This is a genomic window from Neobacillus rhizophilus (assembly GCF_018343535.1).
GTDB classification, from domain to species: domain Bacteria; phylum Bacillota; class Bacilli; order Bacillales; family Cytobacillaceae; genus Neobacillus; species Neobacillus rhizophilus.
Genome location: NZ_JAGYPF010000007.1, coordinates 15,691 through 27,971 on the forward strand (window position 1 = coordinate 15,691; position 12,281 = coordinate 27,971).

Consider the following 12,281-nt stretch of genomic DNA (forward strand, 5'->3'; position numbering starts at 1 on the left):
ATAAAAATGGACACGGCAAAAACAGCCGTGTCAAATTTGTTTTTTATCCTAAGCTGGCGCTGGCCTTTGCTGTTAAAAAGTATATTTAATCTGTTGCTTTTCGGCGTGCCTTTCTTTGGCTAGGTCCACAAGCCGCTCAATTAATTGCGGATATTCTATTCCAGTATGCTTCCAGAGCAGTGGGAACATGCTAAATGGCGTGAAGCCTGGCATCGTGTTCACCTCATTAATTAACACCTTGCCATCTTGCGTTAAAAAGAAATCAGCCCGGACCAATCCCGAACAGTCGAGCGCTTTAAAGGAACGAATTGCCATGTCCTTCATTACTGTGTATACATCCTCAGGTATCTCCGCAGGAATAATCAACGCCGTTTCCCCATCTTCGTATTTTGCCTTATAGTCATAAAAGTCCTTTTTCGGGACAATTTCTCCGGCAACGGAGCATTCTGGTGCATCATTGCCAAGAACAGCAATCTCGATTTCGCGGGCAGTGACACCCTCTTCAATAATGACTTTTCGGTCAAATTGGAAAGCTTCTGAAAATGCAATATCAAGCTCAGCCCGGTTGCGGCATTTGCTAATTCCAACGCTTGAGCCAAGATTGGCCGGCTTTACGAAGCATGGATAGCCAAGCTCCTTCTCCACCTGTTCGTAAGCTTCTTCTTTGGCGCCCTGCCATTCATTCTTAATAAAAGAAACATAGTTTACCTGCCCAAGACCTGCTTGTGCAAATATATTTTTCATGACGACTTTATCCATGCCGGCTGCTGAAGCCAAAACACCGTTCCCGACATACGGCAGGTTTAGGATTTCCAATAACCCTTGAACGGTTCCATCTTCCCCATTCGGCCCATGCAAAAGCGGAAAAATGACATCAAGCGCAGCGTTCTCTTGGTTCTCTGATTGGAATAGAGCAGGCGATAAAGCGGCTGGCACTTGACTGTCAGCGGAATATTCCAGTTCCTTTACTGTTTCAGCCGGTTCCATCAGCTGCGGACCTTTAATCCAGCGGCCTTCAACATTTATATAAATTGGATGAATTTCAAATTTTTCAAGATCTAATGCTCTCATGACAGCAAGAGCCGTTTGTAATGACACCTGATGCTCTGCAGATTTTCCTCCGTAAAGCAATCCTAATTTTGTTTTCATGCTGAAAACCTCCATCTTTTCATTCACATTTTATTTTATCACTTTCTTTATTCAGAAAGGAAATTCGGTATATTAAGTTTTCATGTTTTTCTCATTATCTTATGAAGCCCATAGTTTGTTTGTTTCGTGTCAATCTTCCAGAAATCAAATCATCATAACATGCCAAAATGAGGCTGACTTTTAGGTCAGCCTCAAACAACGTTAAGTTTCCATTCTTTTGTCTTTTTGTCAAAAATAATTTTTGCATGATAAGGCTTTGTCCTTAAATATTGATATTCCTCATACATATCATCCATATTGGCATAGTCGCCAATCACCCATATCGGAATTTCAATTCGGGTCCGCTGAGCGTCCGCATCCCTAAACGAAATGCAAATTCCTTCCTTGATGAACGGCGTCAAGGACAGCAGAATTTCCTTATTTACCGGCGTGTATGTCCGTTTTTTGCGAAGTCCAAGCAGCGATTTTTCCGGTTTTATTTCCCCCAGCTTATCGGAAACCACTTCACTTAGTAAATGGAAAAAATCCTTGAAGCTGCGGTAATATGTTTTATTAAACCAGCCGTCATCATGAGCTAAATAAACGAAACGGTTGCCCAATTTATTGTAGAACGGGGTTTTCAAGTGTTGTTTATGGTGGCCTAAGTATAATAATTCCGCCATTTCCTGCCCAGAAAGTTCATTTAAGACATCTTCTTCTAGAAAATCAATCCAGCAGAAATCTCCGTAACCGTAAACATCATCCGCAGCCAATTTGTTTATTCCTTCTTCCGGACAGTACTCGAGCAGTGTGTGCATGTTAAAATCAGCATCATCATAGCGGTGCTTAAGTAACAGCAGGTGATTTAAAGACCCGGAAAAAGCTGCCGCAAATTCTGCGAATTCAATCCCATAGGATAAAACATACTGGTCTGATTGATTTAAATGTAAATAAATAAGGTCCCGTATGTCTTGATGATGCTTTTTCAACGCCAAACTCCTCCGTTCAAACACGTTTTATATTTTATCAGTCCCAGTTTCCATGAAACTTCCAAATGCTTATAGACAATACCTCCTCATTTTATCAAAAAATAGGAAAAATAGCTTATTTCATTTCTTTTACAAATAATAATATTTGATTAATGATTTAACCTAAAGGTATTACCCATAATGACGTATACTATGGATTAACCATATTGACTATTCTATGTTTTCCCGCCTTATTTAATTTATAGCGATCTGGTCTAGGAAAGGAGTGATCAACCTTGGTTAAAGATATGACGCATGAGGAAATAAGTTTATATATTATCAAAACATTAACTGAAAATAAAAAGGCGGAATTCGAAGCTGCTCTGGATGAACTTCAGCCCTACGATGTCGCGGCGATTTACAAGGAGTTGCCAGAAAAGCAAAAGAGCCGGTTTCTACTTCATTTAAAATATGATCTTCTTGCCGACCTGATGGAAGAGCTGGAAAAATCCGAGCAGCTTGAATTGTTGAATATGCTAGGGATTGAGAAATCCAGCAAGGTCCTGGATTTAATGGACAATGATGATTTGGCCACGCTTCTGCATGAATTGTCCCCTGAAAAAATAGATTCCCTCCTTTCGGAAATGGATACAAAGGAATCTAATGCCGTCAAGGATATCATGAGTTATCCACCTGAAACAGCGGGAAGAATTATGACGAACCGGTTTGTTTGGATTCGCAACTATTATACCGTCAGGGAAGCAGTTGATAAGCTTAAATCGTTTGCCGAGTTTGCGGAAACGCTGAATTATTTATATGTCATTGATGAAGAAAGCAAGCTGGTGGGAGTTGTATCCTACCGCGATTTACTGCTGGCCGGTGAAGGCGACAGGATTGACAACATTATGTTTGAACGGGTTATTTCTGTTACCGTCACAACAGACCAAGAAGAGGTGGCCAAGACTGTTGAACGCTACGACTTTATCTCTGTACCGGTTGTCGATGATGATCATGTGCTACTCGGGATTATTACGGTTGATGACGTCATCGATGTCGTAATTAGGGAAGCAAATGAAGATATCGAGAAGCTGTCTGCATCAGGTAAAGCGATCGACTTTGATACGAAAACGCTCGTTGCTGCAGCGCGCAGGCTTCCGTGGCTTATCCTGCTGCTGTTCATTGGGCTTATTTCTGGCCGCATTATTTCAAGCTTTGAGGATACCCTTAAGCAGGTTGTTGCCCTGACCTTTTTCATGCCGATGATTGCCGGAATGACCGGTAACACAGGAACGCAATCACTTGCTGTCGTTGTCAGAGGACTAATCTCTCACGATATAGATAAAAAGGTCATCTTTCGTTTAATCATGAGGGAGCTCGGAGTTGGAATTTCCATTGGCGCAACGTGTGCGATATTAATATCTGTCATTGCGTATATTTGGCAGGGAAGCCTGACGTTAGGATTTGTAGTCGGCAGCTCACTGTTTTTCACTCTAATCATCGGAACGCTTGCCGGGACCATCATTCCGATCATTCTTTACCGTATAAAAATTGACCCTGCAGTGGCCTCAGGGCCGCTGATTACCACCTTAAATGATATTTTTTCCCTACTCACTTATTTCGGGATAGCGACGATGTTTCTTCATTATTTAATGTGATACTGAAACTTTTTCTTTGTTAAAATCGTTAAATAATATGACAGATTTTGCCTATGTTGTTGTGGGCTTACCATTTCTTTGTTAGTCTGATATAAATGGAAACTCACCGATTGGCAAGTCCGTTAGGACGAAGACAGAGGCGTAGTTGAAATTATGCGTTCAGAATTTATGAACATAAATTCTGATTAGCTTAAATAATTGCTAAAAATAAGGTGTGGTCTATGGATACAGAGATAAAAAAAGCTGACCGTTTTGATTGGACATTAACATTATTATTATTTCTTTTCTTTCTTATCAGCTGCCTAGCAATTTACAGTGCCCAATCGACCGGTCAATACGGGGAACGGAATTTCCTGATTATGCAGGTCTTTTGGTATGTAGTCGGCGCTGCCATTGTTTTGGGATCCATTCTTTTCGACAGCTATCAGTACCGCAAACTTGCCTGGGTTCTATATGGCTTTGGGATTTTCCTGCTAATCCTGTTAGCGGTTGCCCCGCCAAGTATTGCACCCGAAAGGAATGGCTCGAAAAACTGGTTTGTAATTAAAGGCATTGGGACCATCCAGCCCTCAGAGTTCGTCAAAATCTTTTTAATCTTGGCCTTAAGCCGGGCAGTGGCCGCTCATCATGAAAAGTATATTGAAAAAACGCTGACGACCGACCTGCTGTTGTTGCTTAAGCTTGGCCTTATTACCGGGGTGCCGCTTGGCTTAATCGTAATTGAAGACTTAGGGACAGCCCTGGTCATCATGGCGATTTTGGCCGGCGTTATCCTTGTTTCCGGCATTTCGTGGAAAATCATCTTGCCCATTTGCAGTGTTGGCGCTTCGTTTGTTGCCCTAATCTTTTATCTTGTGTTAAATAAACCGGAAATTCTTGAAAAATATCTCCTTGTGGAGACCTATCAATTCAATCGAATATATTCCTGGCTTGACCCGGCTAATCATTCATCCGGATCAAGCTTTCATCTGCTGCAGTCATTAAAAGCAATCGGGTCAGGTCTTATATCTGGTAAAGGCTTCAGCAATGGGGTGGTTTATGTCCCCGAGGCCCATACAGATTTTATTTTTAGTGTGATCGGTGAGGAATACGGCTTTGTCGGCGGCAGCGTTCTCATCGGACTGTACTTTTTGCTTATTTACCATTTAATTAAAACCGCACTGGATACAAATGAGCCGTTCAATACATATGTTTGCACCGGCATTATCTGCATGATTACCTTTCATGTGTTCCAGAATGTCGGCATGACGATACAAGTGCTTCCGATTACCGGAATTCCCCTGCCCTTTATCAGCTACGGCGGAAGTTCGCTGATGGGGAATATGTTTGCGATGGGTCTTGTCTACAGCATCCGCTATCATCACCGAAACTATATGTTTTCTACAGAAAAATCATTAAGTTCCTGATTGTCTATGAGGCAGCGGCAATTAAGCTGCTTTTTCTTTTTGAATGGAATGTCTCGATGAAAAAGACCATATATATTTCATTATGAGACAAACTATTATAAACTGATTAGAGTGACTATTATTTACATAAGTGAAGGTGTGCTATGACAGAGTTTATTTTTTCAGTATTGGATTTTCTCTCACAGTTAGGTTATTTCGGGATTGCTTTGGGATTAATGATTGAAGTCATCCCAAGCGAATTCGTTTTAGGATATGGCGGCTACATGATTTCACTTGGAAAAATTAATTTTGTCGGGGCCGTAATTGCCGGGACCATCGGCGGAACACTTGCTCAGTTGTTTTTATATTGGGCGGGCTATTATGGCGGACGGCCATTTTTGGAGAAATACGGAAAGTATGTCCTAATTAAAAAGAAGCATATTGATGTAGCGGAGCATTGGTTTGAGAAATATGGCGTAGGCGTCATTTTTACAGCCAGATTTATCCCTGTTGTCCGCCACGCGATTTCCATTCCTGCTGGAATTGCGAAAATGTCTGCGCTAAAGTTCACTCTTTATACCGTGGCAGCGATTATCCCGTGGACCATATTGTTTCTTGTGTTGGGCAAGACATTGGGTGCAAACTGGTCGCATATTAAAGAAGCGTCTCAGCCATACGTCATGCCAATCCTGATTGCAGCAGTTGTATTGGGAGTTATCTACTTTTTAATTAAAAAGACGAAGAAAACCACTGACTAGACTTTGTCAGTGGTTTTCTTTGGATAATGAAAGGCAAACTAGGAAACAACCTTCAACCCCACCGCGGCACCCAATACCATGGCAATAAACAGAATTCTCTTCCATTCCCTCGATTCACCATAAAATAACATACCTAATAACGCCCCGCCTGATGCACCTATACCTGTCCAAATGGCGTAGGCTGTGCCCATCGGTAATGTTTTCATCGCATTAGCGAGAAATAAGAAACTGCCGCCGAAGCCAATCACCAATAACACAAAGGATTGCCAGTTTCGGTCCCTATGCACTTTGTTAATCATCGCAACACCAAACATCTCAAAAAAACCCGCCAACATTAGTGAAACCCAAGCCATCAGGAATCAGCCCCTTCCTCAGCAGAATCTTTCGTTACTAATTTCAAGCCAACCACTCCTGCCAGCAGCACGAGTATTAAAAGGATTTTTACTAGATCAAACGGTTCCCCAAAAAAGAAAATATCCGAAATAATCGTACCGGCTGTGCCTAATCCTACAAAAACTGCATATACCGTACCTACAGGGAGTTTATTCCCCGCAGCAATTAAAGCGTAGAAACTGATAATTATAGATACAACCGTACCGGCCCATTCCCAAACATTATCAGCATGCTTTAATCCTACCACCCAAAACACTTCAAAAAACGCCGCAAAAAACACCTTGATCCAATCTAAATTCATTTCATTAACTCCTTCCCCAATACCGGAACAAACAAAAAAGCCCGGAGATAACTGATTAGCAGTTTCTCCCAGGCTTTTATCCCTCCGTGTACACAGAAAAGCGGAAGCGCCTTGACCAGGAGTGACAGGCACAAGACGAGCCGGCGAGAAGGTTGTTCTTTAACCTTCTTGACGGATTGGCTTGTGACCCCGAGCCCCTAGGCGCTGAAGCTAGACAGCTATCCAATCTGTGCGTTTTCTCTCGGACCAGACTAGCGCACGCACCCGCGCCACGGAACCCTAGAAAACTTTTCAGCTATTTAATTGATACTGCCATTATAGCACAATTTATTTATAAAATTGGTTAGCAGTTTCGACCATTTCAAACCAAACTCAAACCAAACCTAGAGCATCACCTTATGCGGCGCTTCTTCTTTCATTTTGCGGCCTTCGAGTTCAAGCAGTTGCTGTTTAATCGGAGTATTACTGCCGGCGTAGCCGGTTAGGCTTCCACCTTTTCCAATTACCCGATGACACGGGATAATGATCGGCAGCTGGTTCGCCCGGTTGGCTTGTCCGACGGCCCTGACCGCTTTCGGATTGCCAATTGTTTCCGCGACATCCGCATAACTGCGAACTTCACCATAAGGAATCCTAAGCAGTGCATCCCAAACCTTCCTGCGAAATTCGGTCCCCTCGACGGAAAGCGGTAAGTCAAAATCACGGCGCTGGCCGCTGAAATATTCATCCAATTGCCGGACCGCTTCCTGGCAAAGGGCTGTATCCTCTTGTAAATCAGGGTTTTCTTCCAAAAACTTAACCCAGTCCTCTTCAAACAATTCAATTCTTTTCAAACCCGTTTCGTCTGCAATAATGCGCAATGTTCCAACTGGGGACTGATAGACAGCAAAGCCTAAACTCATCGTAATCGCTCCCGAACCTTGTATTTATGTTTATTATACAAAAAATAAAGAAGACTTGCCTAAGCAAATCTTCGATTAGGTTTTTCCTTATTCATTTTTTCTTTATATATGAAAAAGACATACAAGAGCATTGAAACGAATACAGAGAATGCGGCTGCTTTATAGATGCTGCTATAGCCCAATAGATGGCCGATTTGTCCAAAGACCATTGCTCCTATACCGATTCCCAAATCAAAAAAGGAGAAAAAGGTAGCGTTGGCCATCCCTCTGCGGTTAATGGGGGTCTTTTCAATGGACCACGCCTGTAGTGCAGGCTGAACAGTGCCAAAGCCAAGGCCGTACAGGCCTGCTGCAGCAAATAGAATAGTGCTGTTGGGAAGCCATGATAACAATAACATCGCCGCTAAAATTAACAACGTCCCGGGAATATATACTGCCTGATGCCCCTTTCGATCGTATAACTGTCCTGCAAAGGTTCTCGTAATCATTAAGGCAATGGCATAAATCAGAAAATACCATTCAATTCCTTCAATCTGTTTTTGGGCCGTATAAAGAGGGAGAAATGACGCTATACCGCCAAAGGTAACGGTCAAAAAGAACATCAGCATCGATGGCTTTAGGGCGCTTTTTTCGTAAAAATCAAGCCTCCCCTTTGGCTTTTCCTGTCTCGGCTCCACCTTTTTATAGGTTATTCTTGATGACAATAATAAGGCAATCAGCCCTAAACCCGAACAGATTAGAAAAAATGTTTCAAACTTCAATACCCCGGCTAAAACCAAGCCTAGCGCCGGACCAAAGGCGAGGGCAAGATTCCCCGACAGCCCATAATAGCCCATCCCCTCTCCTCGCCGGGATGCCGGAATTAAATCGGTGGCGATGGTTCCCGATGCGGTGGTGGAACAGCCCCAGCCTACCCCTTGGACAACACGCATCACAAATAAGAAGGCAAAGCTTGTCAGGAAGCCAAACGATCCCACTGATAGTACAAAAATCGCCAACCCCAATAAATATACAAACCCTCTCCCCTTTGTCTCGAGTGCTTTCCCGGCAAAGGGGCGGAGAAGCAGTGCAGAAAAGGTAAAAATACCAATAACAAAACCAATTAGCTGGTCATTGCCGCCCAGTTTTTCAACAAAAAGCGGAATCGTAGGCAATGTCATTTGAAATCCAAGGAAGATAAAAAAATTAGCGAATATAATAAGGACAAAATCCTTTGTCCAAATTCTTTCTTTCGGTCTTTCCTGCTGAATATCCATAAAGATTTTTAGACGTCCTCTCTTTTTCTATGTTTCCCTATATAGAACGAAAAATCGTTTCTACATAGTAAGCAGAAACGAAATTTCACTATTATTTATTTTACTTGAGCAGCCGCTTGGACAACTCGTTTCATCGCTGCAATTTGCCCTAAGTGCATAGATTCATGAAAGATCGCAAAGCTCGTCAGTTCGCCGTACGTTTCTTGGCCAAGAAATGGTGCTTTTAGTTTCTCTGCAAAACTCTCAACTGGAATTTCTTGGATTCGTTTAAACTGTTCCTTTAACTGAGCCGTCAATTCCTGAACAGATGGGACCTCGCCATTCCAATCGGCCGGTTTTGTACCTTTGCCAAATAGCTCTAAATAATTGGCTGGTAAAATAGCAGACTTTTTTGGAAAGCCAAACATAAATTGTTCAGCAACAGTTAACACATGGCCCACATGCCAGTGGATTGTATTATTAAATCCTTCCGGCTGGATATCTACAATATTTTCATCCAGCGCCTCTACATTATTTAACAAGTAACTCCTCGCGGTTGCAAAACTTTTTAATAATACCTCACTCATCCCTTAGCCCTCCAATCATTATCTACCTTTTATTTTATCCCATTTTTCCCAATATTTAAATAAAATGCTCTTACATTTCTTCAGGAGCTTCAATTCCTAAGAGACGGAGGCCTTCTTTAAGAACGATTGTTACAGAGTAGACAAGTGCCAGGCGTGCATTTTGCTCCTCGCTTTCCTCCAGCACTTTAACTTCGGCATAGTATTTATTAAAGACTTGGGCAAGGTCGACAATGTATTTAGCGACTTGTGATGGGTCGTAGTTTTCGCATGCACGCTTAATGGCGTTGGAAAATTCCATTAACATGCTGATGACCTTCCATTCGTTTTCCCATGTAGTCTGATAGACGGCCGCCAGTGCTGTCTCCGCCTTCCATCCAGCTTTTCGTAATATTGAGCTGGCTCTCGCAAATGTATACTGCACATAAGGGCCTGTTTCCCCTTCAAAACGAAGCATTTCCTCTAAGGAAAATTCAATATCGTTCATCCGGTTGTTTTTTAGGTCGTGAAAAATAACTGCACCGACACCGACCTGCTTGGCCACTCCATCTTTGTCCGCCAGATTTGGATTTTTTTCCTCAATATTATGCCGAGCCATCGCGATTGATTCGTTCAAAACTTCCTCCAAGAGGACAACCTTGCCTTTACGGGTCGACATTTTCTTGCCGTCTTTTAACATCATCCCAAATGGAATATGGACCATTTTATCGGCCCACTCGAAGCCAGCTTTATTCAATACCGCAATCAGCTGCTTAAAATGAAGGCTTTGCTCATGGCCGACGACATATAAGGATTGTACGAAGTCGTAATTTTCTTTCCGGTAGATAGCAGCCGCTAGATCACGAGTGGCATACAGCGTCGCACCGTCCGATTTTTTAATTAGGCATGGCGGAAGCTCCTCTTCGGTCAGTTCGACAACCTGGGCCTGGTCAGATTCCACGAGCAGTTGTTTTTCCTCAAGAAGCTGGACAACACGATCCATTTTATCATTGTAAAAAGCTTCCCCGGCATAGGAGTCAAATTCCACGTTCATGAGCTGATAAATTCTTGAGAACTCCTTTAGGGATTCATCACGGAACCATTGCCATAAGGAGTGCGCTTCTTGGTCGCCATCTTCTAGCTTTTTAAACCAGCCGCGTCCTTCGTCTTCAAGAGCCGGATTCGTTTCCGCCTCTGCATGGAATTTAATATACAGGGCAAGCAGTTCCTTGATTGGATTTGCCTTGACCTTTTCCTCATCTCCCCAGCGTTTATAGGCGGAAATCAACTTTCCGAACTGGGTGCCCCAGTCGCCAAGATGGTTGATTTTGATTGGCTTGTAGCCGCATTTTTCAAGAATTAAGGCAATGGCATTTCCAATAACAGTTGAACGCAGGTGCCCCATTGAAAACGGTTTGGCGATATTAGGAGATGACATGTCAATGGTAACATTGCCACCCTGGCCAAAATCATGGGCACCATATTGGCCCTTTTCATTAATAATGTTGTTAATGATTTGTTCCGCGACAAGCTTTTTATTTAAAAACACGTTAAGATAGGCTCCGACCACTTCTATTTTTTCAAAAGTGGGGGACTGGATTTTTTCGCTTAACTCTTGGGCAATTAAATTCGGTGCCTTACGCTTCAGTTTCGCGAGTGAAAAACACGGGAAAGCTAAATCCCCATGGTCCTGATTTTTTGGTTTTTCAATTAACTGCTCAATATTTTGGGAGGCTAATTCGCCTTCTAATGCTTGATGTAAGACTTCTGCAAGCTCTTTCTTAAAGTTCATTTCCTATGACCTCCTTCATTTTTATATAAATGCAAAAAACTCCCGTCTCTATACAAAGAGACGAGAGTTTGAAATTCCCGCGGTACCACTCTAATTGTTCATACTTGAACCGGCTTTGATCTTTGTTAACGGAGGATTCTCCGGCACCCTCTACTATTTTCAAGGGCGCTTCTCCAAAGTGCGTTTCATTATCTGCTCCGTATCAGGCTTCCACCACCCCTGACTCGCTTGAACTTCCGAGATAACTACTCTCTTTTTCACCGAATTTATTCGCTTAATTATTGGTTATTATACTGGAAAGAAACGGATTTATCCAGCCCTTGCAGATGTTTTTGATGAATTTTTCCGTTATGGAAATTCTAATCATAAAGGAGGGATTTTCATGGCGAGAAGAAACAAAATACTTGTCCCAGAGGCGAGAGGCGGGTTAGATCAGTTAAAGGCTAAGGTCGTGCAGGCACAGCGTCCTGAGGATGCCAAATTCGAGGCAGCTGAAGAAGTTGGCGTGCCCTTGTCAAAAGGCTATAACGGCAAGCTGACCTCGGAACAAGCCGGCAAGGTTGGCGGCAGGCTTGGCGGCAGCATGGTCCGCGAACTCGTCAAAATGGCTCAGCAAAACCTAAGCAAAAAATAACCCAAATAAAGCACTGGGGACTTTGAACTGACCTATTAAAATGAGACAACGAAAAAGCACCAATTTATGCTGCCTGTTCCCTAAACTCAATAGGGGACAGGTAGTTTAATTTTGCCTGAAGTCGTGTTTGATTATAATGATTGATGAACTTCTCAACTCTTTCGATTACAATAGAATTTGTAAGAAACTCTCTTCCTTGAGAGTAGAATTCTTCCGACTTTATGGTGGAGTGGAAGGATTCAATAACGGCATTATCCAAGCAATTGCCTTTCCTGGACATGCTTGTGGTAATGCCTTTTTCTTTTGCTATTCTTTGAAATGAATGGGACGTATACTGAGCTCCCTGATCGCTATGTAATATTAAGCCACTCGTATCACGGCCTTCTACAGCGTCTTTTAATGTGTTTACCACTAAAGACACATCTTGGCTGGTACTAATTAGGTATGCGATTATTTCATTATTAAATAAATCCATGATTGTACTTAAATACAACATAGATTGGCCGAATGGCAGATAAGTAATATCTGTAACCCATTTTTCATTTGGTTTAGAAGAAGTAAAATTTC

General features: G+C 42.5%; 13 protein-coding genes and 1 other annotated feature. Of the genes, 4 read left to right on the forward strand and 9 right to left on the reverse strand.

What is annotated here, in order from left to right; translation table 11 throughout:
- Nucleotides 1-72: 72 nt before the first annotated feature.
- Nucleotides 73-1,149, reverse strand: coding sequence for a D-alanine--D-alanine ligase (locus KHA99_RS28760; RefSeq protein ID WP_213120942.1), 1,077 nt, complete (start codon nt 1,147-1,149; stop codon nt 73-75).
- A gap of 191 nt (nt 1,150-1,340) precedes the next feature.
- Nucleotides 1,341-2,117 carry a hypothetical protein gene (locus KHA99_RS28765; RefSeq protein ID WP_213120943.1) on the reverse strand — a complete coding sequence of 259 codons (777 nt, stop codon included), beginning with the start codon at nt 2,115-2,117 and terminating at the stop codon, nt 1,341-1,343.
- Between the two features lie 275 nt (nt 2,118-2,392).
- Between KHA99_RS28765 and mgtE the strand changes: the two genes are divergently transcribed.
- The 3 genes from mgtE (at nt 2,393) to uptA (ending at nt 5,894) form a co-directional block, all read left to right on the forward strand.
- Nucleotides 2,393-3,751 (forward strand): magnesium transporter, encoded by a 1,359-nt coding sequence (gene mgtE, locus KHA99_RS28770; protein ID WP_213120944.1) that lies wholly within the window; start codon nt 2,393-2,395, stop codon nt 3,749-3,751.
- 221 nt (nt 3,752-3,972) lie between these two features.
- A complete protein-coding gene (locus KHA99_RS28775; RefSeq protein WP_213120945.1) occupies nt 3,973-5,157 on the forward strand; it encodes an FtsW/RodA/SpoVE family cell cycle protein in 1,185 nt (394 codons plus the stop codon).
- Nucleotides 5,158-5,300: 143 nt separating this feature from the next.
- Nucleotides 5,301-5,894 carry an undecaprenyl phosphate transporter UptA gene (gene uptA, locus KHA99_RS28780; RefSeq protein WP_213120946.1) on the forward strand — a complete coding sequence of 198 codons (594 nt, stop codon included), beginning with the start codon at nt 5,301-5,303 and terminating at the stop codon, nt 5,892-5,894.
- 38 nt (nt 5,895-5,932) lie between these two features.
- Here the strand turns inward: uptA and KHA99_RS28785 are convergent, their stop codons facing one another.
- From KHA99_RS28785 to argS, 6 genes are all read right to left on the reverse strand, one after another.
- Nucleotides 5,933-6,247 (reverse strand): DMT family transporter, encoded by a 315-nt coding sequence (locus tag KHA99_RS28785; RefSeq protein WP_213120947.1) that lies wholly within the window; start codon nt 6,245-6,247, stop codon nt 5,933-5,935.
- The gene (locus KHA99_RS28790) at nt 6,247-6,588 is read right to left on the reverse strand and encodes a DMT family transporter (RefSeq protein WP_213120948.1); all 342 of its coding nucleotides are present in this window, start codon (nt 6,586-6,588) and stop codon (nt 6,247-6,249) included. The genes KHA99_RS28785 and KHA99_RS28790 overlap by 1 nt, the downstream gene beginning before the upstream one ends.
- A gap of 383 nt (nt 6,589-6,971) precedes the next feature.
- A complete protein-coding gene (locus tag KHA99_RS28795) occupies nt 6,972-7,490 on the reverse strand; it encodes a methylated-DNA--[protein]-cysteine S-methyltransferase (RefSeq protein WP_213120949.1) in 519 nt (172 codons plus the stop codon).
- Between the two features lie 59 nt (nt 7,491-7,549).
- On the reverse strand, nt 7,550-8,746 hold the full coding sequence (locus KHA99_RS28800; RefSeq protein WP_213120950.1) for an MFS transporter: 1,197 nt from the start codon (nt 8,744-8,746) through the stop codon (nt 7,550-7,552).
- A 95-nt stretch (nt 8,747-8,841) separates the two neighbouring features.
- The gene (locus KHA99_RS28805) at nt 8,842-9,312 is read right to left on the reverse strand and encodes a DinB family protein (protein ID WP_213120951.1); all 471 of its coding nucleotides are present in this window, start codon (nt 9,310-9,312) and stop codon (nt 8,842-8,844) included.
- Nucleotides 9,313-9,382: 70 nt separating this feature from the next.
- The gene (gene argS, locus KHA99_RS28810; protein WP_213120952.1) at nt 9,383-11,080 is read right to left on the reverse strand and encodes an arginine--tRNA ligase; all 1,698 of its coding nucleotides are present in this window, start codon (nt 11,078-11,080) and stop codon (nt 9,383-9,385) included.
- Between the two features lie 53 nt (nt 11,081-11,133).
- Nucleotides 11,134-11,350: a binding site (T-box leader), on the reverse strand.
- A 112-nt stretch (nt 11,351-11,462) separates the two neighbouring features.
- On the opposite strand from argS, the gene KHA99_RS28815 reads away from it, so the two are divergent.
- Nucleotides 11,463-11,714: an alpha/beta-type small acid-soluble spore protein gene (locus KHA99_RS28815; protein WP_213120953.1), complete on the forward strand. Its 252-nt coding sequence runs from the start codon at nt 11,463-11,465 to the stop codon at nt 11,712-11,714.
- A gap of 64 nt (nt 11,715-11,778) precedes the next feature.
- On the opposite strand, the gene KHA99_RS31090 is transcribed toward KHA99_RS28815, so the two are convergent.
- On the reverse strand, nt 11,779-12,281 hold a 503-nt coding region (locus KHA99_RS31090), incomplete at its 5' end, for an IS3 family transposase (protein WP_249367009.1).